Below are 22,125 nucleotides of genomic sequence, written 5' to 3'. Positions count from 1 at the left end.
GGCGCGTCACTTCAGGAACAGGCTCAGCTTGCCGAGATCAAGAATGGTGATGAACACGAAGAAGCTGATGAAGAAGGCTGCGGCCACATTCTGAATGATGGTTTGAGTCTTTGTAGAAAGAGGCTTACCGCGGAGCTTTTCAATACCCAGGAACATGAGAAGGCCGCCATCGGTAATGGCCAGCGGGAGCAAGTTCATGACGCCCAGGTTAATGCTAATGAGGGCAAGCAACATAAGGAATTCCTGGAAACCACTCATCCATACGTTACCCATCACAGCCACAATAGAGACTGGACCGGAGAAAGCGTCCACCTTCACCTGGCCCTTGAAGAGGCGGCCAAAATAACGGAAGATACTGGTGGTCATCTTGAGGCTTGTAGCGCAAGTTTTTTCAAGAGCTTCGATAGGACCGCGGCGAACCAGCTTTGTTTCCCTGAAGAGAACGTAACCCAGAGGGATGCCCACCATATAGCGCTTGGTTTCTTCGTTGTAGATTGCCTTCATGGGAAGAGTGAGCGTATCACCCGCACGAATGACGGTGACCTTCACTTCTTCGCCCTTGGAACCGTCGATAATGCGAACCACATCTTCATAGCGACCAATGTGCTGTCCATTAATTTCAAAGAGGGTATCCAAGGCCTTGATGCCAGCCTTTTCTGCAGCGGAGCCAGCAAAGGGAGCGTCACGAACCACAACGCGATTCTGGGGATAAACACCCACATCGCCAATTCCCATCTTGGTTTCTGATTCCGTAGAATCCTTTGCAGGAATCACCAGTTCTTCGGGAATAACCGTCATTATCAAGGCGTCACCACCACGATGGACTTCAAGTTCCACGTTGGCACCTAGGCTCACGCCAATCTGTTCGCGGAAATCATCCCAACCTTGAGTAGGCTTTCCGTTGATAGCGGTAATCGTATCGCCAGGCTGAATACCAGCAGTTGCCGCAGGAGAATTCTTCCCCACAAAGCCAATGATCAGTTCCTTATTCACCGGCTCCTGAACGCCCACCATATAGAGGATCATCAGGAGGACAAAAGCAAACACAATATTGATGAAGGGACCTGCAAAGGCGATGGCAGCACGAGCGCCAACAGACTTTCCGGTAAAGTCTCGTTCACCAGGAGCATGGCCATCCTTGAAGGAATCGGGATTCTCACCTGCCATGGCCACATAGCCACCAAAGGGAATGGCAGAGATGCAGTATTCCGTCTCGCCCTTCTTATACTTGAGGAGTTTCTTCCCGAAGCCCACACTAAAGGTGTTCACTTTCACGTTGTTCCACTTAGCCACCAGGAAATGGCCCAGTTCGTGGATCGTCACCAAAAAGCTGAGACCGATAAGGCCCAGCACAAACATCAAAACGTTATCAAGGATATGTTCCATCGGCGCTAAAATAGAAAAAGACCCCGCAAAAGGCAAAAAGGCGGCCCCCGAAGGACCGCCTAAAAGCTTGTATTTTTTTGAACTGCAGTAAAGAACGTCTCTGGATCCTTCAGCCGCTTCGTGGCTTCAGGATGACGTTTGAAATATTACTTTATCTGCATACCCTTCAGGTCGTAACGCTTGCCGTTCTTTTCCAGGAAGACCTTCTGGTCTGCAAAGCGGAGGCGCACGCTTTCGGAAGAGGGACGATTGGCAGATACGACAGGCTTAATGGCGTTAGAACCAATGGCTGCCACGGCGAAGGAAGGCTTCTGGTCGTTATTCAAGGCTTCAATTGCGCCAGCCAGGTAAGACAGCGGAGCATTCCAGTTAATAGCCACTTCGTTGGAGGCATAGCTGCAACGATCATCAACGTAGGACAGAGCCGGCTGGGGCTTGGTGTAGTCCTTACACTGCCAGGTTTCTCCACCAACGTCGGAGTTGTCATCGTTCTGGGGGCCACCTACCAACATGCCGGGAACCGGTGCGGAAACGCCGTCAGCGGTACTGGGACGATGATGAGGCTTCTTAGGAGACTTGGTGCCAAAGCCGGTCATGAAGGACATGTTCAGAGGGTTCTTGCCCAGCAGATAGTCCAAAGCCTTACGGGCGGCATCATAATACTTCTTTTCGCCGGTGATGTAGTAAGCGTGAAGGAGCCAAATGCCCTGGTTTGCAGCTACGGAGTTGGAACCCCAGACATAATCTTCAGCAGCCATCACGACGCCGAAACCCGTATTAGCGCGGGCCACGAATTCGTCTGCCTTCTTGATGAGGAACTGCTGGCTATTGGCATCAGCACCGTAAGTTGCTGCACCATAGAGAGCAAGTCCGGAAACATCGCCCCAGTTGGGAACGCCTGCTTCGGAAACATTCTGCTTGTAGGAGGCGTCATTGGTTGCCAAGTACAGTTCAGTACCTGCGAAAAGCTTTTCATCGCCAAAGGAATTGTCGCCGTATTCACCCGTTGCCACATCGCTGGGGTTGGAGAAACGAACGTTAGAGTTCTGAGTACCCCATGCGTATGCGCTCTTTGCAGCAGCCAGACACTGGGCGGCAAAGTTGGCATCGTATGCCTTGTACACGCGGGAAGCGGTAGCCATCACACCTGCGAAATCCAGAGATGCAGCGGTTCCCTTACCGATGACATAAATGGGGTCCGTATCCTTAGCGGGCATAATATCGCCGGGGAAGCCCAGAGCAGTCATCTTGTGGAATACGCCACCGTCAGTATCCTGCATAGTGAGCATCCAGTCCAGATTCCACTTGATTTCTGCCAAAAGATCCGGGAGAGTACCATCTGCGGGGATGTTCCACTTGAAAGTCTTGAAATAGTCCGGATAGTGTTCGAACAGAGAAAGCAGAGTATAGGTAGTAATACCGGAGTTCACGATATAGCGACCATAGTCACCGGCATCGTACCAGCCCTTGGAAGACTGGATGGAACCGTTACCTGCAGAAGAATGCTTCTGGATGGTGCTGTTGGTATGGCCTGCGGCACGCTTCCACTGACCCGCATAAGTTTCTTCCAGAGCCATGGAGGCACGCTGATAGTAGAACCACTTAAGAGCAGCCTTCGTCACTTCTTCGAAAGTATTATCCGTAATCTTCAAGTCCTTGCGAACTTCCTGACCACCCATCTTGATGGAATAGGTACCCGGAGTCGTTACTGCAGAGAAATCCACCAGGGACACGTTCTGTTCGCTGCCATCCCAATAGGAGGCTGCAGAAGGTGTTGCAGTCAAGACGGTAGTGCCAGTTGCATCTACGATTTCTACAGTGCCGTTACCATCGGCAAGAGTGAATTCCTTGGCGTCATTGGCACGATAACCAATCTGGTTAATGTAGGCGGTGGCGCCAAATGCACTTGAGGCCATTGCCAGGGCAGAAATTGCCAGCGGGGCAAACTGCTTGAGACCGAATTTACTGAACATAACATCTCCTTAAAACTTTTCGTCCCTAAATATACCCCTTTTTTCCCATTTTCCAAACAAATTCGCCCTCTGGAGTGTTTACAAGTGTAACAAGTGTTCCCGAAATGTGCTCTAGGTCAAATCCAGATAGGGGGAATAAAGAAAAAGACGCCCCGATTTTAATCGAGAGCGTCGTTTTTTTGCGGCTTCGCTTTTGGGCTCGGCCCCTCGGCAAGCTCGGGGTCCTTAGTTGGACAGCTACTTGATAAGATCCAGCGTCAGGCGGCGAGCTTCGGCGTCAGCTTCCAGAACCTGATCCAAAGAAAGGCGGCCAGTAATGTTGGGAGCGTTGTTGATGATGGTTTCCACATGACGGGGAATGTCGGTAAACTTCAGCTTGCCATCCAGGAAACGATCCACCAGGACTTCGTTGGCAGCGTTCATCATGGCGGGTACGACACCACCGCGACGGCCAGCTTCAAAGGCGAGAGCCAGGCAGCGGAACTTGTTGAAGTCCGGTTCAAAGAAGGTCAACTGACCGAGAGTGGGCAAATCAAGACGCTTGGTTTCCAGCGGCAAACGTTCCGGCCAAGTGAGAGCCACCTGGATAGGAATGCGCATATCGGGAGCACCCAGCTGAGCCATCAAGGAACCATCACGGAACTGCACCAGGGAATGGACCATAGACTGGGGGTGAACCACAACCTTGATCTGTTCGTAAGGAATATGGAACAGGAAGTGAGCTTCCAGAACTTCCAGGCCCTTGTTCATCATGGAAGCGGAGTCAATGGTGATCTTACGACCCATGCTCCACACCGGGTGATTGAGGGCGTCGGCCACGGTGATGTTTTCAAAACGTTCAATGTCCCAAGTGCGGAAAGGGCCACCGGAAGCGGTGATTTCCAGACATTCCACTTCCTTGTTGGGGCGGTCTGCCAGGCACTGGAAAATAGCGCTGTGTTCAGAGTCAATGGGAGTGATGAAAGCCTTGGGATTTTCAGCCAGCTTGTCCCAAATGACGGGGCCAGCCATGACCATGGTTTCCTTGTTGGCGAGAGCCACATGCTTACCGTGTTCAATAGCGGTAATGGTGGGCAGGCAGCCCACGGCACCCATCAAGGCGTTAATGATGATATCGGCCTTGGGATCGGCAGCCAATTCGCAGAGGCCTTCCATACCGGAGAGCACCGGCATGTTCAGGAGTGCGCTCAGTTCCTTGGCGGCTTCGGGCTTGAACATGCATACGCGTTCAACGTGGAACTTGCGGACAATTTCCGCAGTCTTTTCAACGCTGGAATTTGCGGCCACCGCATAGACCTTGAACAGGTCAGAATGCTGAAGGCAAACATCTACTGTGGAAGTTCCGATGGAACCAGTAGCACCGAGAAGAACGACATTTTTCATTTTATAAATCCTTTTTTTAGATCCCCTTCGACAAGCTCAGGGCAGGCTTTTGACTTCACTACGTTTCGCTCAGGATGACAATCGTGTGAGGCTCGAGTTATGAGTTACGAGTTCGTAATTCATAACTTGTAATTCATAATTGTTAATATCCTTCGGGGTTATTCTTCTGGAAGTTCCAGGAGTCGCGGCACATTTCCTCGATACCGAACTTCGCTTCCCAACCAAGTTCAGCCTTGGCCTTTGCAGGATTGCAGTAGCAGGTAGCGATGTCGCCAGCACGACGAGGCTTAATGCTGTAAGGCACCTTGACGCCATTAGCCTTTTCGAAAGCCTTCACCACATCCAGCACGGAGTATCCGTGACCGGTACCCAGATTGTAAATCGCAAGACCACACTTGCGTTCAATAGCCTGCAGGGCGCACACATGGCCATTGGCCAAATCACAAACGTGAATGTAGTCGCGAACACCAGTGCCATCGGGGGTATCGTAGTCGTTACCGAAAACGCCCAGTTCTGCACGGCGGCCCACAGCCGTCTGAGTAATGTAAGGCATCAGGTTGTTGGGAATGCCATTGGGATTTTCGCCAATGAGGCCACTCTGGTGAGCGCCAATGGGGTTGAAGTAGCGAAGCAGAACCACGTTCCATTCCGGGTCGGACTTCTGCAGGTCCATCATGACTTCTTCCAGCATGGACTTGGTCTTACCATAAGGATTGGTGCAGTTACCCTTGGGGCATTCTTCCGTAATGGGAATGATGGCCGGGTCGCCATAAACTGTTGCAGAGGAGGAGAAAATGATGTTCTTGCAGTTGTGCTTGCGCATCACATCCAACAGAACGAAAGTGGCGTTCATGTTGTTCTCGTAATATTCCAGAGGCTTAGCCACAGATTCACCCACAGCCTTGAGGCCTGCGAAATGAATGACCGCATCAATGTCAAATTCCTTGAACACATCGTTCATGGCAACTGCGGAGCGAACATCAGCCTTTACGAAGGGCACCGGCTTACCGATAATCTGAGACACGCGGCGAAGGGATTCCTCGCTGGAGTTCACCAGATTGTCCACAACGACCACAGAGTGGCCGGCCTTATCCAATTCAATAATGGTGTGGCTGCCAATGTAACCTGCACCACCCGTAAGAAGAATATTCATCGTAAACCTCTATTTTTCACAACTGAATATAGAAAAAAGAAAATGAATTAACTAATTTCTGCGTTGAACAATCGGAGGTCTTATGTCTCTTGGAATTCCTGAAATCATCCTGATTCTCGTAGTTGTCTTGCTGGTCTTTGGCGGCAAGCGCATTCCTGAATTGGCGCGTTCCCTAGGCAAGGCCCAGCACGAATACAAAAAGGCGAAGGAAGCCCTGAAGGAAGAGGCCGCCGACCTGCAGAAGACTGTGGAAGAAGTTGGCGAAGCTGAAGCAAAATCCGAAGTTAAAGCCGAAGACAAGTAATCATTCTGCGTCTCCACCCGCTATGGCAATGGACGAATCCTCTTTCGTATCCCACCTGGAGGCACTGCGCAAGGCGTTGTTGCGGTCCCTCGCGGTCCTAGCCATAGGCATTATCCCCCTGTTTTTCGCCGCCCCCTATGTTCTGGACTGGTTCTCCCAGCAGATGATTTCCCAAAGTGGTGGCGCACTGCACTACTTCTCCCCCATGGAAGTATTCCTGCTGCAGGTAAAGATTGCAGCCATCCTGGACTTGGCCATCTGTTCCCCCTGCATTGCAAGAAACATCTGGCAGTTCGTGCTGCCCGCCCTTTACGATCACGAGAAGAAATTCATCCGATCCATGGTCTGGATGACCAGCGGTCTTTTTATCGCTGGCGTGGTATTCTGTCTGGGTATCTGTTTTCCCCTGATCGTGCAATTCGGCATGAGTTTCCAGAGCGAAAACCTCCTCCCCCTCTTTGGCGTTTCCAACGTGGTGAATCTGGCCCTGTGGCTGGCGCTAGCCTTCGGATGCATGTTCCAGTTTCCCCTGGTCACCTACGCCCTGATTCGCTCGGATATAGTCAGCTATGAAACCGTGAGCCACGGCCGACCCTACGTGGTCATTGGGATTCTGATCCTAGCCGCTCTTTTGACCCCGCCGGATGTCATCAGCCAGTTAGTTTTAGGAACGCCAACATACATGCTCTTCGAAGCGGGATTATTTGCCGCAAGAAAGTTCAAGAAAAAAGACCTGCCGTAAAGCAGGTCCTTTTCGTATTCATCTAGCGATGCAAAAATATTAGGCGAAATTCTTCATGAAGTCCAGCAGGAGCCACAGCATGGGGGCTGCCAGCAAGAAGGAATCGCAACGGTCCAAAACGCCGCCGTGACCTACGAACAGGTTACCGGAATCCTTGGTATTGCTCCAGCGCTTGAGGGCGCTCATGAGTAAGTCGCCAGCCTGACCAGCAATTGCAATCAGGAGGCCCAGGACAATGCCCTTGACCCAGTCCATATTCACATTGAAAGCAGACAGGGCGGCGCTGCAGTTGGTCCAGTAGGCAACCCAGGCGATGGTAGCTGCAGTACCTGCAACGGAACCTTCCCAAGTCTTCTTGGGGCTAATGCTGGGTGCAAAGAGGTGACGACCGAAAGGACCTTTACCAGCAACAAACTTTCCGAAGAAGTATGCCACCGTATCGCAGATCCACATGGAAGTCATGACCAGAATAAAGCCGTAGCAATGTTCCAGACCCTTGCCGTTACCCATCATGAGGACGTTCATGCCGCCCCAGAGACCAACGTACAGAGGAGCGGAGATATGCATGACCAGCCAGGGGAAAAGCTTTTCGATTTCCACCTTGCTGTAGGCCACTGCAATGTAGCCTGCCAAAATCACAAGGCTAGTCATCCCCACGACGCAGGGAACAGGATTTGCAATGCCGAAGAAACCACCCTTGGAAAGAGCCCATGCCAAGGTCAATGCCAGGGAGGCAACGAAAGAGAACACTCTCATGTCCGGGCCCTGGTACATCTTGCGAGTCATGCCGGCCCATTCCCAGGCGCCAACACCAGCAAGGAAGCACATCAGACCCACACGGGAATAGTCGCTAAACCACAGGAGGAAAAAGACCAGGGGAATTGCGACAAGAGCGGTAATAATACGCTGAACCAAATTACTCATGGAGAACCTTCCCAAAGCGGCGTTCGCGAGTATTGAAGAACTCCACCGCCTTCATAAATTCTTCCTTGGTGAAGTCAGGCCACAGGGTGTCCGTCACATAGAACTCGCTGTAGGCAGCCTGCCAAAGAAGGTAGTTGGAAAGTCTGAATTCGCCACCGGTGCGGATAATGAGATCCGGATCGGGAGCACCCTTCAGATAGAGGTTTTTAGCAAACAAGTCATCGTCGATGTCGTCCACCTTGATGGTGCCAGCGGCAACCTGGGCGGCAATAGACTTGACAGCAGTGACGATTTCCTGACGACCACCATAGGAGATTGCCAGGTTCAACTGCATGCCAGTATTGTTTGCAGTAATGTCAATTGCAGACTGAAGGCTTGCGCGAGGCTTTTCAGGAATGCGATTCATGTTGCCAATGACGGTAAGCTTCACATTCTTTTCCATCAAGTCGGGAATTTCCTTGACCACCATCTCAATGAGAAGGTTCATCAAGTAATCCACTTCCTTGGAGGGGCGGCCCCAGTTTTCAGAGCTGAATACATACAAAGTCATATGTTCCAGCTTGAGGTTCACACCCACTTCTACGGCATCGATAGTAGACTCGGTTCCCTTACGGTGACCGAAGAAACGTTCCATGCCACGGCTCTTGGCCCAGCGGCCATTGCCGTCCATGATGATTGCAACATGTCGAAGCTGATTTGCCACGCGTTACCCTTACGAATCCCAATTTTCAACAAACTAAGGATTAAACCTTAAGAATGTCGGCTTCCTTAGCAGCGAGAAGTGCGTCGATCTGAGCGATAGCCTTGTCAGTAGCCTTCTGGATTTCGTCCTGCTGCTTCTTAGCTTCGTCTTCGGGCATTTCCTTGTCCTTCTTGATGGCGTCGTTAGCGTCGCGACGGATGTTGCGGATAGCAACGCGACCGTCTTCGGCATGCTTACGAGCGATCTTAGCCAGTTCCTGACGGCGTTCGGTAGTAAGGATCGGGAGGCTAACGCGAATGGAGTTACCATCCTTCATGGGGGTAAGACCGATGTTAGCGGCATAGATAGCCTTTTCAATCAGGTCAACCAGCTGCTTTTCCCAAGGAGCGACCAGGAGCATACGAGGTTCCGGAACGGAAACCTTTGCAACCTGAGAGATGGGAGTCGGAGTGCCGTAGTAATCAATACGAATATCGTTGAGGATAGCGGGAGAAGCCTGGCCAGCGCGGATCTTGGAGAATTCACGTTCAGTAGCTTCAACAGCCTTAGCCATCTTTTCAGAATAATCTGCCATAATAAAACCTTTTCAATTAAAACTTGGGGTTCATTAACAATGAACCAGTGTACCTAAATTACCTTCAACAGCGGCCTGAGTCAAGCAGCCCTTTTCCATCTTGAACACGAAAATGGGCATATTGTGTTCCATGCACAGAGCCACAGCGGCGGTGTCCATCACCTTAAGACCGCGAGCGATCACGTCGTTATAGGTAATGTCATCAAAGCGAGTTGCAGTCGGATCCTTCATGGGGTCGGCAGTATAGATGCCATCCACCTTGGTCACCTTCATGATCACATCGCATTCAGTTTCGATGGCACGAAGAGCGGCGCAGCTGTCGGTGGTAAAGAAGGGATTGCCGGTACCTGCGGAGAAGATAATCACAGAGCCTGCGTTCAGAAGCTTGATAGCCTTGCGGCGGTCAAAGAATTCGCAAATGGGTTCCATGCGGATAGCGCTCATGACCACGCTGTCGATGCCCTGCTTGTCGAGGGCGTCCTGCATAGCCAGTCCATTCATCACAGTACCCAGCATACCCATGGCGTCACCCTGGGCGCGGTTCATGCCACCTGCGGAGGCGGACACACCGCGAATCATGTTACCACCACCGATGACGAGAGTGACCTGCACGCCCTTCTTAACGACGTCTGCAATTTCACTTGCCATCTCGGTCAGAATTTCATTGTCGATGCCGTGACCCTTTTCGCCTGCGAGGGCTTCGCCACTAAGCTTCAGCAATACACGCTTGAACTTTGCCATAATAAGCTCCAGTTGTTTTAATCAAGGCTAATGTAGAAAAAAGAACGGCATAAAAAACGGCCGCCCCCTAAGGGACGACCATTTTCTAATTGCTAGATCCCTCGACTCCGCCCTAACGGGCTTCGCTCGGGATGACACAAAAGCGAATTAGTTACCGCGTTCGAAGCGGATGAAGTTCACGACCTTCAGAGAAGAGAGACCGAGCTGCTTAGCAACGACTTCCTGGAGGTAGTCCTTGACAGCCAGCTTCTTCGGGTTCTTTTCGGACATGAAGAATTCCTGGTCTTCGAGAACGATTTCCTTGAGGACCTTAGCAACGCGGCCATCAAGCTGACGTTCAACGAATTCCGGCTTGGTCTGCTTACCAGTTGCCTGAGCCTGAGCTTCGATCTGGGCGCGAGCAATTTCGCGTTCCTTTTCGATAGTTTCAGCAGGAACTGCAGCATCGTTCAGTGCAACCGGAGCGAAAGCAGCGGCCTGCATAGCGATGTCCTTAGCAGCAGCCTTGAGAGCAGCTTCGTCGGCAGCGCCTTCGAAAGCGAGTTCGGTGATCACACCGATCTTGCCCTTCATGTGGCTGTAAACACCGAACACGGAGTTTGCAGACTTCTTGATTTCTGCATACTTGCGGAAGTCGATGTTTTCCTGAATCTTAACGAGAACGTCCTGGAGAACGTCGTTAATCTTCTTGCCATCAACAGAAGCAGCCTTCAGGTCTTCAACGGAAGAGATAGCCTGAGTTTCAACAGCCTTCACAGCCATAGCTGCGAGAGCGACGAAGTCGTCGTTGTTGGAAACAGGTTCAGTTTCGCAGGAGAGTTCGAATGCAGCAGCCTTATCAGCGGTTTCGATCAAGTAGATACGACCTTCCTTGGCAGCCTTGTCTGCGCGCTTTGCAGCAACAGCAGCACCCTGCTTACGGAGGAGTTCGATTGCCTTGTCCAGATCACCGTCGGTTTCGGTCAGTGCCTTCTTGCACTGCATCATGCCAACGCCAGTCTTCTGACGGAGTTCATTTACGAGAGAAGCGGTAATAGCGGCCATGATTACTTGTCCTCACCGTTATCAAACTTCTTGATTTCTTCCTTGGACTTCTTTTCGACAGAGCGAGGAGCAACGTTGCCAGCGATGTAGTCAACGATGAGCTTCAGAGACTTGACAGCGTCGTCGTTAGCCGGAATCGGGTAGTCAACGAGGGTCGGGTCTACGTTAGTATCGCAAATGCCGATGATAGGAATGTGAAGACGACGTGCTTCAGCAACGGCGATCTTTTCGTGAGCGAGGTCGGTCACGACCAGGAGGCCCGGAAGGTTCACCATTTCGCGGATGCCACCGAACACTTCGAGGAGCTTGGCGCGTTCGCGAGTCTTGTCCAGGACTTCCTTCTTACCGAGGACCTGGAAAGTGCCGTCCTGTTCCATAGCGTCGATCTTGTCAATCTTCTTGATGGACTTACGAACGGTCTGGAAGTTGGTCAGCATACCGCCCAACCAACGGTTGGTAACGGAGAACTGGTTGCAAGCAGCTGCTGCATCCAGAACGCACTGACGAGCGGTCGGCTTGGTACCAACGAAAAGAACGGTCTTACCGGATTCGGAGATCTTCTTTGCAGCAGCGGCAGCAACTTCGAGGAGGTCGCGGGTCTTGGACAGGTTAAGAACGTAGATGCCGTTCTTTTCAGCCAAGATGTAGGGCTTCATCTTCGGATTCCAACGCTGAGTCTGGTGACCAAAGTGGGAACCTGCAGCAAGCAGGTCTTCAACGGAAGGCAGATTTGCCATAATGTTATTCCTTTTTTCGGTTGTTACTACCCAGCCTGTAATTAAGCCGCAAAGTACCTTGGTACCACCGAAGCGGCTCTTACGAGACTGGTGATTGAATTATGCCAGGGCGTAATTGCCCGAGCGGGGGGAAATTTAGCAAATAAAGATTAAAGTTTAAAGGATAAAGGTCAAAGAACTAACGCAAAGGAGCATAAAAAAGAAAAAGCCCTCGCCGAGGCGAGAGCTTTTCCTTGAAAATCGAATGATCGATTAGCGCTTGGAGAACTGGAAGTTCTTACGAGCCTTCTTACGGCCGAACTTCTTACGTTCAACGGCACGAGCGTCACGAGTCATGAGGCCTTCCTTCTTGAGGGCGGGCTTGACTTCTGCGTCGTTAGCGACGAGAGCGCGTGCAATGCCAAGACGGACAGCGCCCATCTGGCCGGCGATGCCACCGCCACGAGCGGTAACTTCGACGTCCCATTCTTCTGCGTTGCCGAGGATGGCAAACGGAAGGTTGGCGATCATGTTCTGCACTTCAGAGTGGAAGTAATCCTTAAAATCACGACCATTGATAGTGCGCTTGCCGGAACCCGGCTTCAGGATCACAGCAGCAATAGCGTTCTTACGACGGCCAGTGCCGCGGTAGATCTTCTTATTCTTTGCGGTAGCGATAGAGGTATCCTCCGTTCTAAATTACAAGTCTACGACTTCGAGTTTCTGTGCTGCGTGCGGATGTTCTGCACCGGCATAGATTTTGAGTTTCTTGATCATCTTGTGACCGAGAGCGCTGTGAGGGAGCATGCCCCAGATAGCTGCTTCGAGCGGTGCGGTCGGGTGCTTAGCAAGGAGGTCTGCGAAGTTGATCCAACGTTCACCAGAGATCATACCGGTGTGGTGGAAGTATTCCTTCTTCAGCATCTTGTTGCCAGTAACTGCAACCTTTTCTGCATTGATCACAACCACGAAGTCGCCAGTGTCGACGTTCGGGGAGAAGATGGCCTTGTTCTTGCCCATGAGGATACGAGCAACTTCAGTTGCAACGCGGCCCATCGGCTTGTTAGCGGCGTCCACAAGCTTCCACTTGCGTTCGACGTTCTTCGGGTTTACCGTAATGGTCTTCATGTAAATCCTTTGATAAGTTATTCCGGAGCGACTTGCTCCGTGAAATTGCTGGGCTAAATTTAGAAGAAAAATACAAGCCCCGCAAGGGTAAAAAAGTCTGTTTTTTATAAAAAAGTCCGTAGTTTAGGGCTTTATCATTCTACTAATTATAATAATCCATATAATTCACATAGCATTTTAGACATATTTCTGGACTATACCGCCTGCGGACTCATAAAAAAAAGACTCCGCAGCGGGTGCCACGGAGCCCTTTGTTTGGTGTTTTGGATTAGGATCTTTACTTGACGATGCGGAAGTTCTGCATCTTTCCGTTGGTACGGTTGCGGACGAAGTAGACGCCCTTAGCGAACTTGATGTTACCATTCTGGACGGTGCTGATGGCTTCGCCGAAGTTATAGGCGCTGAGGCGGCCCATGAACTGGCCCTGCATATCGAACACGTCGTAGTCGGCCTTCACTTCTGCACCGAGCTGGATCGTCTGACCGATAGCGTCATCACCATCGATAGGTTCGGGGTCCTTTTCGCCCTTGGCAACGAAGGTTATGTAGTCAATATCAAAGTACTGCTTATCCACAGTGAGGCGCAGGATGTGCTGACCAGCGGTCAGGTTCACGTCAGCGGAAACCTTTTCGTATTCGTCATAAGTGTCGGTACCGGACTTTGCTGCGGGAACTGCGATACTTTCGGTAATAGCCTTACCATCGATAGAGAGGGTAAATGCGCCACCACCTGCAGAAGCAACAGCTGCATACATGGTATAGGAGCCAGTTTCCTTGACATCGACGGTGTATTCGTACCAGTTGTCAGTGTTGTTGTAGCCAATCACGACGCCAGTACCACCCTTGTAGAGGTTCGGGCTGGTATCCTTACGGTAGTCAGAGTTACCATTGCCGCTGCTAGCAACACTGTAGGAGTTATTGCCGGAGCCGTAACCCGGAACGTCATAGTTTTCTGCTTCGATCTTACCCGGAATGGAAGCTGCAGTGCCACCATACGGAGTCTGAGGTTCAGGATCGCGGACTTCGCCACCAGCAAGGCCAGTAGTATTGACGCCCTTGTTCTTGGACAGATATTCCTTGAGCCAGGTCATTGCGGGACGGTCATTGCCATTCTTGATGATACCAGAGTTACCGTTGGTAGTCCAGGTAGAACCGTAGATGTAGCCCCACAGGGTAATGCCAGCCACATGTTCATTTTCCATGAAGTAGGAAATCTGTTCGGAGTAGCACTGCTTCTGGGTATTATCGTCGTCAGTACCGATGTCATATTCAGAAATGAACATGGGGGTTTCGGTCTTTGTCCAAATTTCTTCAATAACGCCCTTGAGGGTGTTAATGTTCAAGCAGCCGCCGCTACCACCAGTACCACCTGCACCACCACCCTGGGTCATCATGTCGTGAGCCTGAAGGCCGTAGCCATCCACCGGAGCACCATTCTTCTTGATGGTCTGGATCAGCTGGATACCTTCGTTCTTCTGCCACTGGACAGTATTATAGTCGTTATAAATCAGGATTGCTTCCGGCCAACGTTCACGAGCCATCTTAAAGGCGGTAGTCACGAAGGTGTAGTCACCATTGTTGTCGCCACCCAGAGCTTGGATAATCTTGGTATTGGTATAGCCGGAATGATAAGAGTTGTTGCCGGTACGGATAGCTTCGTTCACCACGTCGATCATTTCCAGATCGGGGAACTGCTTCTGGACGGCGTCAAACCAGTTGGTAATAGCGGTCTTGGTATCGGCTTCGCTCAGGTTGCCGAGCCAGCTAGGATACTGGGAACCCCAGACCAGAGCGTGGAACTTGAAGTGTCCACCATTGTTCTTGGCCCAGTTATAGGCGTTTTTACAGCCGGTAAAGTTATAATTACCGCGAGAACCTTCGATAGATGCCCATTTACATTCATTTTCAGCGGTAATCTGGTTCCAGTAGGTACCGAAATCGGAACGAACCTGGCCATTTGTGGTAATGTTACCCACGAACTTGGCTGCACCATCAGCCAAACCGGGGCCAGCGAAAGACGGAACTGCGCATGCAGTTGCGAAAGCGAGTGCTGTAAGAGACTTTTTCATAACCCTAATCCTTTTGTTGTTCCCATATTCACCATTCATTAAACTATTTCCTATTGGAATAATAATAACAGGGGTAAATTCACTTTCCATGGATAAAATGTCCATAAGAAAACCCCCGGAATAGATCCGGGGGCATTTCCATTAAGAGAGAGCTGCGCTACGGCAAGATTACTTGACGATGCGGAAGTTCAGCATGGTGCCGGTGCCGCGGTTACGGATGTAGTAGACACCCTTAGCGAACTTGACGCTACCATTCTGGACAGTGAAGATGGCTTCGTCAAAGCTATAGCCGCTGAGGCGACCCATGAACTGGCCCTGCATATCGAAGATATCGAAGTCCTGACGGGTATCGAATTCCAGCTGGAGGCTCTGACCGATAGCATCAGTGCCAGAAGAGGATTCGGCAACAGGAGTCGTGCTAGCGCTGGATGCCGGGGTCGGTTCAACACTTGCAGAAGATGCCGGAACAGGTTCAACGCTTGCAGAAGATGCCGGGGTCGGTTCGACGGAACCTTCAACGATGTTCAGGTAGTCGATATCAAAGTATTCCTTAGTCACGGTAACACGCATGATGTGCTTACCTGCAGCCAGGGTAACCTTGGTAGAAGCATCCTGGAAAGTCTTGTAGTCACCGGTGCTGGGAACGGTAATGGAACCAACAGACTTGCCGTCCATGGAGATGCTCATTTCGCCACCATCCTGAGATGCTACAGAAGCGATAATGGTGTAATCACCAGCCTTTGCAACTTCTACAGTGTATTCGTACCAGTTGTCGGTATTGTTGTAACCAATAACGACACCAGTGCCACCCTTGTAGAGGTTGGGAGATTCGCCATCGCGGTAGTTAGAGTCGCCGTTACCGCCGTTTGCAACGCTGTAAGAAGCATTGGAGGAACCATCTTCGTTAACGCCTACGCCCGGAACGTCGAAGTTTTCAGCTTCAATCTTACCCGGAATAGAGGCAACCTTGCCACCATACGGAGTCTGCGGTTCCGGTTCAACAGGTTCGCCACCAATGAGGCCGGTGGTGTTTACACCCTTGTTGGATGCGAGATAGTTTCTCAGCCAGGTCATAGCCTTACGGTCCTGACCGTTCTTGATAAGGCCGGAGCAACCATTTGCAGTGTTATTACAGTTGAGCCAGGTCTGACCATAGATATAGCCCCAGAAAGTGATGCCGGCTACATACGGGTCTTCAAACCAGTAGGTGAACTGTTCCTTAATGCACTGTTCCTGAATGCCATCATCCGTAGTGGGAATGTCGTATTCAGAGATGAAAATCGGGAAATTGTTGGTCTTGCTATGGATCTTTTCCATGGTAGACTTAAAGGTGCTGTAAGCAAGGCAAGCACCACCGCCACCAGTACCATTAGCGCCACCGCCCTGGCTCATCAAGTCGTGAGCCTGAAGGCCGTAACCATCAATAGGAGCACCATTCTTTCTGATGGTATTGATCAGGTCGATACCCTGATCCACATTCCACTGAATGGTATTATAGTCGTTATAAATCAGGATTGCCTTGGGCCAACGTTCACGGGCCATCTTGAAAGCGGTAGTAAGGAAGGCGTAGTCATTATTATCGCCACCCAAAGCCTGAATAAGCTTGGTCTTGGTATAGTTAGAATGATACTGGCCGTTACCGGTACGGATAGCTTCGTTTGCCACGTCGATCATTTCCAGATCAGGATAATGCTTCTTAACAGCATCAAACCATGCTACAACAGCTTTCTTAGTATCATCAACACTCAAGCTTTCGAGCCAGCTGGGATACTGGGAACCCCAAAGGAGAGCATGGAACTTGAAGTGGCCACCATTGTTCTTAGCCCAGTTATAGGCAGCGTCACAACCAGCCCAGTTATAGTTACCGCGGCTGCCTTCGATGGAGCCCCACTTACAGCCGTTTTCTGCAGTGGCCTGGTTCCACAACTTGGTGTAAGTGTCGTTGGGACCGGGAGCAGTATTAGACTGAGTAATGTTACCGACGAACTTTGCTGCGCCATCGGCGAGACCCGGGCCAGCGAAAGACGGTACTGCGCATGCAGCGGCAAGAGCGAGAGCTGCAGCTACAGACTTTTTAATCTTTTTCATATCCACATCCTTATTTTTGTTTATTGGATTGATTTTTCCAACCATCACGTAATCTATTTCGTACGGGTTGGAATATTTCGCACCGAAAAGCAGTTTCCATGGATAAAATGTCCATAAGCATAACAACACTCGCAATAAAATGGCGTTTTTAGCAAAATTTCGCCACTTTTATCAAGATCGCCCATGGATACTTTCTACAACATCCCGCGTATGTAAACAAAAACTCGTTAGTATTTTGCAAACGGAAAGTGTTTTTCACACTAGTCTAATTATTCCAGCTTGGAATTAATTTTTTGAGTAGGATGTTTCAATGTTTGGAAATATTGCAACAAAAAAAGGAGTGTATTCTATGAAATTCCCTCATGTTTTGGGAACAGTTAGCGCAGTCGCCATGCTTTCCTCTGCAGCCTTCGGCTGGAGTGTTAGCGGCAACGTCGTAGGTACTGACAACAAGGGCATCGCTGATGTCAATATCAATACCTTCAACTACGGCGGATTCGAAACAACTAGCGGCGCAGACGGCGCATTCAGCCTTTCTAACGAAACCGACGCCATCGGAAACTTCGGTGTCGCAGCTTCCGGCGCAGTTTCTGTCCAGAAGCAAGGTAATTTCCTGAACATTGCCAACGCAAATGGCAAGGATTTGAAGGTTTCCCTGATGGACGCACTTGGCAAGGTCGTTTTCCAGGACCAGATTTCCACTAACATTCAGTTGGATCTCAGCAAGTACTCTCAGAAGATGATGGTTCTCCGCGTGACTTCCAACAGCAGAATTGAAAATTACGTGCTTTCCGACAAGGGCGTGGTCATGAGCGCCCTGATGAAGGAAGGTGAAGCTCTCCCCATGCTGCAGTTTGCTAAGACTGGCTACACCAATAAGACTTACCAGGCAACTGCAGAACACGAAACCGGCGTTAAGGTCGTTATGGAAGTTGCAAATGTCCCGTTCAACCCGGCATCCAGCAGCACTATCCCCACTCCCGCTTCTAGCTCTAGCAAGAAGGTTGAATCTAGCTCCAGCGCAGCACAGGTTGCCTCTAGCTCCAGCAAGGTTCCTGAAACCGTCAGCTGCGTAGGCAAGACTTATAAATCCGGCGAACACAACATGAGCGTGACCGTCGATGGCAAGGAACGCACCTTCATTATGCGCGTCCCCGCAGCATACAAGGGCGACAAGCCGGTTCCTCTGGTTGTGGACTACCACCCCATTGGCGGTCAGTCTGCTAGCCACATGAACTCTTCCGGCTACAAGACCTACTCCGATGCACTGGGCGGCATTTCTCTGTACCCGCAGGGCACCACCAAGACCATGGGCCCGGGCTGGAACGTTGGTCCTTGCTGCTCTTACGATGATGACATCAAGTTCTCTCGTGAAATGATCAAGAAGGTTGAAGAATTGACCTGCATCGACACCAAGCGCGTCTACGCAGCAGGCTTCTCCATGGGCGGCGGCATGAGCAACCACGTTGCATGTAACATGTCTGACGTCTTCACTGCAGTGGCTCCCGCAGCTATGGACTTGAACACCGTGAACAGCGCAAGCTGCGCTCCGGTACGTGCAGTTCCTATCATCATGTTCCGCGGCACCAACGATAACGTTTGCCGTTACCAGGGTGGCGACAGTGGCTTCAACGACGGTCTGAACTTCCTTGGCGCCGAAAAGAACTTCAAGTTCTGGGCAGACAAGAACGGTTGTACCGGTTCTCCCACCACCAACAAGGATGGTTGCCAGGAATACTCCAACTGTAAGGAAGGCTCCAAGGTTGTTCTCTGCACCAAGCAGGGTGGCGGCCATGACTACGGTGACGCTTCTATCGGCTGGCCGTTCCTCTACTCCTTCGAAATGCAGTAATGGCGATCTCTAGATCATAGATTCTCTCAGAAAAACCAACAAGAAGATCCCCGCAGCGAGCTGCGGGGACCTTTTTGTTGTATGGGATGTTGTTTTTCCTGACAAACAACCCAAGCTTATCAAGCGGATGCCGATTTACATCGGCATGATTATTAGAAGGCGGAAAGACGGAGCGTTTTCTGGCGGGAACCGCTACGAACCACAGCGATGTAATTGCCTTGCGGAAGTCGGCTAGTAGCGCCAAATTCCACCAGGTTTGCGCCTGCGGAACCGATACCGCGGGAAGCAGCCACCTGCCGGCCATTTACATCCAGCAGACGCACGGTGTAACTTTCACCTGCGGGAGCCTTCACCATCAGGGCAACGCTTGCTCGGGACATGGGCACGCGGGCCACTTCCAGAGAGTTGATGCGCTGTGCGGCAATATCAGGCATTGCGTCCGTACCAGATTCGATACTGAAGTTATCCACATTCATGAGGAAGCCTTCACCGTTATAGGTAAAGCGCAAGGTCTGTTCACCAGCGGGAAGTTCGATGGAGGTTTCTTCTTCATACCAGTCATTCCATCCGGAGGTCTTTTCGGGATCCACGGTAATGGTTCCCAAGGTCTTCCCCGCTTCGTTGGAAATGGTAATGGTGCTCTTTTCCTCGGAACCGGAAGCAACACGAACCTTCAGGGTGTAATGGCCAGCCTTAGGAGCCTTCACGAAGTATTCGGACCAATCGCCGTCTTCAATCCAGCCGATGTTAGGCTCACCAGATTCATCAGGCTCGATGACCACGCCATCCATGGCCACGTAATCTTCGGCTTCAATTTTGGCAGGCAAAGCCACCGCTTCGAAGGGTTCGTTGGTCACCTTCAGGTTGCCATCGAATTCGTACTTGCCGCCCGCCATGGTAGTGGTGCTGGCGATGTTGCCGTTATATTCAATGGTCAGGTTATCCTTATTAGTGGCACTCAAGCCCAGATAGGTCAGCTTGCCGTTGTTCCAAGCCAGGGAATCCACAGTCAAGCCGCCGCGAGCCTTCAAGCCAGAAACGCTACCGCTAGACCACTTGGAGGGAAGCGCAGGAAGCACGCGGATCTTTCCGCCCTGGCTCTGGATGAACATTTCGTTAATGCCAGAGACTGCGCCAAAGTTACCGTCAATCTGGAAAGGCGGATGGGCGTCGAAGAGGTTGTTGTAGGTACGGTCCGGAGTAAGGAGGTTGCGCACCAGCTTGTAAGCGTGATCGCCATCCTGAAGACGAGCCCACAGGTTGATCTTCCAGGCCAGAGACCAGCCGGTAGCATTGTCGCCACGCTGGGTCAAGGTAGTCTTTGCTGCTTCAGCTTCGTCCTTGGTGCCGTCTACAGAAATCTGGGCACTGGGGAAAAGGCCGTAAAGGTGAGAAACGTGGCGGTGTTCGCTCTTGGGATCGTCCCAGTCTTCGAACCATTCCATAAGCTGGCCATACTTACCAATCTGATTGGGCGGCAAGCGCTTGACAGCAGTTTCGAATTCTGCACGCAGGTCTTCATCAACGCCTAGAATCTTGGAGGCTTCGATAGCGTTGTTGAAAGCATCGCGGGCAATCTGGATATCCATGGTGGGGCCAAAGCAGACGTTGTAGCCGCCGTGGGTATTTTCCGGAGAATCGCTGGGAGCGGTCACCAAATACTTGTGGCCACTCTTCGGTTCTTCCACCATAGTGGTGAGGTAGAATTCAGCGGCACCCTTCATGGTTTCGTAAGCGTCCTTCAGGAACTGCTTATCACCGGTGTAGAGGTAATGTTCCCACAGATGAGTGCTGAGCCAACCTGCACCAGAAGGCCACACACCCCAGGAGCCGTCCACAGGTCCCGTACGGTTCCACAAGTCAGTATTATGATGTACAACCCAGCCGCGGTCCGTTCCCCAGATTTCCTTGGCACTCTTGGAACCCTGAGAGACCAGAGCCTTGATCTTGTCGAACAGAGGCACACCGCATTCCTGGAGGTTGGCAGATTCCACCATCCAGTAGTTCATTTCCAGGTTGATGTTGGTGGTGTACTTGGAACCCCACATAGGAGAAGTGTCCTTATTCCAGATACCCTGAAGGTTTGCGGGCTGGCCACCCTTACGGGAGCAGGAAATCATGAGGTAACGACCAAACTGATAGTACAGTTCCACGAAGGAGGGGTCGTCGGTGGTGTTAAATGCCTTGACGCGGCTGGTGGTAATATCGCCAGCGTTGGAAGCGGCGGTACCCAGGTTCAGGCGCACACGATTGTACAGTTCCTGATAGTCCTTCAGGTGGGCTTCCTTCAGCTGTTCATAAGTCTTCTTGCTGGCAGCCGCGATGGCAGCCTCTGCACGGGCGGCCGGGTCGCCAGAGACGTTATCGAAGGAGTTGAAGTTGGTGCCGATATTCAAGATGATGGTTGCGGAATTTGCTCCGGAAACATCCACCGTTCCATTACCAGCCTTGACGGTACCGCCGTCAGCCTGCACCACAAAACGAGTCTGGAACTTGATGGAATTCACCTGACCATTCATGACGAGAGTGTTGCTACCGGAATTAGTCACGCTCTTGTTGGTATGAGGAGAAGTGAGGCCAGCGCTAAAGTTGACCTTACCGTTTTCGCTTGCAGTCAGGCGAATCACCATCACATTGTCAGGATAGTTTGCAAAATATTCGCGGGTATACTTGACGCCGCCTGCAGTATAAGTAGTCTTTGCAGTAGCTGTTTCAAGATCCAATTCGCGACGATAGTCAGAAGCAGTGTGACCTGTATTGATGACCAGGTCACCTACGGGCTGGAATGCGGCAACGTCGTAGGTGGCGAAACTACCGGTCATATCTTCTGCAGTCTTGTAGTCACCAGAGAAAAGTGCATTACGAATCTGAGCCAATTTAGCGGCAGAACCGCTCTTGTTGTTGCTACCCGGACCACTGTTCCAGACGGTACCTTCGTTCAGACCAATCACGTCCTTACTGGCACCGCCATAAATCATGCCACCCATGTAACCGTTACCGATGGGAAGTGCATCCGTAAAAGTGGTGCCAGCATCGCTATTGTACCACAGAACGTGGGATGTTTCGGGAGCAGCCATTGCAGGTGCTACAAATGCAGGAACGGACAGAGTTGCAAAACTCATGCCCAATCCAAACATCATATCTCTCAGAATCATAATAACCTCTTTTTTTACCCAACTTTTATATCGTCAAAAATACCCCCGTAGGAGTTGATTTACAACATCCCTAAAAAAAGTCCCATTGACATTTTGTCAAAAGACCAAAACGTCACTGGATCCTTCGACTCCGCTCAGGATGACGGGAGCGATAAAAAAACATCTCGGAATTGCTTCCGGGATGTCTTGTA

18 protein-coding genes are annotated in these 22,125 nt (G+C 51.1%); 3 read left to right on the top strand and 15 right to left on the bottom strand.

Annotation, left to right across the window (positions count from 1 at the left end; all coding sequences use genetic code 11):
• Positions 1-6: 6 nt before the first annotated feature.
• From rseP to galE, 4 genes are all read right to left on the bottom strand, one after another.
• A complete protein-coding gene (gene rseP, locus BUB59_RS11370) occupies positions 7-1,386 on the bottom strand; it encodes an RIP metalloprotease RseP (RefSeq protein WP_073230048.1) in 1,380 nt (459 codons plus the stop codon).
• A gap of 146 nt (positions 1,387-1,532) precedes the next feature.
• Positions 1,533-3,359: a glycoside hydrolase family 9 protein gene (locus BUB59_RS11365; protein ID WP_073230046.1), complete on the bottom strand. Its 1,827-nt coding sequence runs from the start codon at positions 3,357-3,359 to the stop codon at positions 1,533-1,535.
• A 237-nt stretch (positions 3,360-3,596) separates the two neighbouring features.
• On the bottom strand, positions 3,597-4,742 hold the full coding sequence (locus BUB59_RS11360; protein ID WP_073230044.1) for a 1-deoxy-D-xylulose-5-phosphate reductoisomerase: 1,146 nt from the start codon (positions 4,740-4,742) through the stop codon (positions 3,597-3,599).
• Between the two features lie 142 nt (positions 4,743-4,884).
• The gene (gene galE / locus BUB59_RS11355) at positions 4,885-5,895 is read right to left on the bottom strand and encodes a UDP-glucose 4-epimerase GalE (protein WP_073230042.1); all 1,011 of its coding nucleotides are present in this window, start codon (positions 5,893-5,895) and stop codon (positions 4,885-4,887) included.
• 82 nt (positions 5,896-5,977) lie between these two features.
• On the opposite strand from galE, the gene tatA reads away from it, so the two are divergent.
• Both tatA and tatC read left to right on the top strand, forming a co-directional pair.
• Positions 5,978-6,199: a twin-arginine translocase TatA/TatE family subunit gene (gene tatA / locus BUB59_RS11350; RefSeq protein WP_073230040.1), complete on the top strand. Its 222-nt coding sequence runs from the start codon at positions 5,978-5,980 to the stop codon at positions 6,197-6,199.
• Entirely contained in the window at positions 6,153-6,941 is a 789-nt protein-coding gene (gene tatC / locus BUB59_RS11345) for a twin-arginine translocase subunit TatC (RefSeq protein WP_234980034.1), read from the top strand. Before tatA ends, tatC begins: the two co-directional genes overlap by 47 nt.
• Positions 6,942-6,980: 39 nt before the next feature.
• Here tatC and BUB59_RS11340 read toward each other — a convergent pair whose 3' ends face one another.
• From BUB59_RS11340 to BUB59_RS11295, 10 genes are all read right to left on the bottom strand, one after another.
• Positions 6,981-7,865, bottom strand: a complete 885-nt coding sequence (locus BUB59_RS11340) for a phosphatidate cytidylyltransferase (protein WP_073230036.1) — start codon at positions 7,863-7,865, stop codon at positions 6,981-6,983.
• Positions 7,858-8,568 carry an isoprenyl transferase gene (locus BUB59_RS11335; RefSeq protein WP_073230033.1) on the bottom strand — a complete coding sequence of 237 codons (711 nt, stop codon included), beginning with the start codon at positions 8,566-8,568 and terminating at the stop codon, positions 7,858-7,860. Before BUB59_RS11335 ends, BUB59_RS11340 begins: the two co-directional genes overlap by 8 nt.
• Before the next feature lie 40 nt (positions 8,569-8,608).
• A complete protein-coding gene (gene frr, locus BUB59_RS11330; RefSeq protein ID WP_073230031.1) occupies positions 8,609-9,142 on the bottom strand; it encodes a ribosome recycling factor in 534 nt (177 codons plus the stop codon).
• A 33-nt stretch (positions 9,143-9,175) separates the two neighbouring features.
• On the bottom strand, positions 9,176-9,883 hold the full coding sequence (gene pyrH, locus BUB59_RS11325; protein WP_073230028.1) for a UMP kinase: 708 nt from the start codon (positions 9,881-9,883) through the stop codon (positions 9,176-9,178).
• Positions 9,884-10,030: 147 nt separating this feature from the next.
• On the bottom strand, positions 10,031-10,927 hold the full coding sequence (tsf, locus tag BUB59_RS11320) for a translation elongation factor Ts (protein ID WP_073230027.1): 897 nt from the start codon (positions 10,925-10,927) through the stop codon (positions 10,031-10,033).
• 2 nt (positions 10,928-10,929) lie between these two features.
• On the bottom strand, positions 10,930-11,664 hold the full coding sequence (gene rpsB, locus BUB59_RS11315; protein ID WP_073230026.1) for a 30S ribosomal protein S2: 735 nt from the start codon (positions 11,662-11,664) through the stop codon (positions 10,930-10,932).
• Positions 11,665-11,916: 252 nt separating this feature from the next.
• Complete coding sequence (rpsI, locus tag BUB59_RS11310; RefSeq protein ID WP_199220764.1) at positions 11,917-12,297, bottom strand: 30S ribosomal protein S9; 381 nt, start codon at positions 12,295-12,297, stop codon at positions 11,917-11,919.
• Between the two features lie 45 nt (positions 12,298-12,342).
• The gene (gene rplM / locus BUB59_RS11305) at positions 12,343-12,771 is read right to left on the bottom strand and encodes a 50S ribosomal protein L13 (RefSeq protein ID WP_073230024.1); all 429 of its coding nucleotides are present in this window, start codon (positions 12,769-12,771) and stop codon (positions 12,343-12,345) included.
• A 277-nt stretch (positions 12,772-13,048) separates the two neighbouring features.
• On the bottom strand, positions 13,049-14,839 hold the full coding sequence (locus BUB59_RS11300) for an endo-1,4-beta-xylanase (RefSeq protein ID WP_073230023.1): 1,791 nt from the start codon (positions 14,837-14,839) through the stop codon (positions 13,049-13,051).
• Between the two features lie 168 nt (positions 14,840-15,007).
• On the bottom strand, positions 15,008-16,927 hold the full coding sequence (locus BUB59_RS11295) for an endo-1,4-beta-xylanase (protein ID WP_073230102.1): 1,920 nt from the start codon (positions 16,925-16,927) through the stop codon (positions 15,008-15,010).
• Between the two features lie 349 nt (positions 16,928-17,276).
• On the opposite strand from BUB59_RS11295, the gene BUB59_RS11290 reads away from it, so the two are divergent.
• A complete protein-coding gene (locus BUB59_RS11290; protein WP_073230021.1) occupies positions 17,277-18,779 on the top strand; it encodes a CE1 family esterase in 1,503 nt (500 codons plus the stop codon).
• A gap of 152 nt (positions 18,780-18,931) precedes the next feature.
• Here BUB59_RS11290 and BUB59_RS11285 read toward each other — a convergent pair whose 3' ends face one another.
• Complete coding sequence (locus BUB59_RS11285) at positions 18,932-21,934, bottom strand: glycosyl hydrolase family 95 catalytic domain-containing protein (RefSeq protein ID WP_073230019.1); 3,003 nt, start codon at positions 21,932-21,934, stop codon at positions 18,932-18,934.
• Positions 21,935-22,125 lie beyond the last annotated feature (191 nt).

Origin of the sequence: Fibrobacter sp. UWEL, assembly GCF_900142535.1 — a bacterium.
Taxonomy (GTDB): Bacteria; Fibrobacterota; Fibrobacteria; order Fibrobacterales; family Fibrobacteraceae; genus Fibrobacter.
The sequence above is the reverse complement of the archived record's forward strand: the minus strand, read 5'-3'. Positions and strand labels throughout refer to the sequence as shown.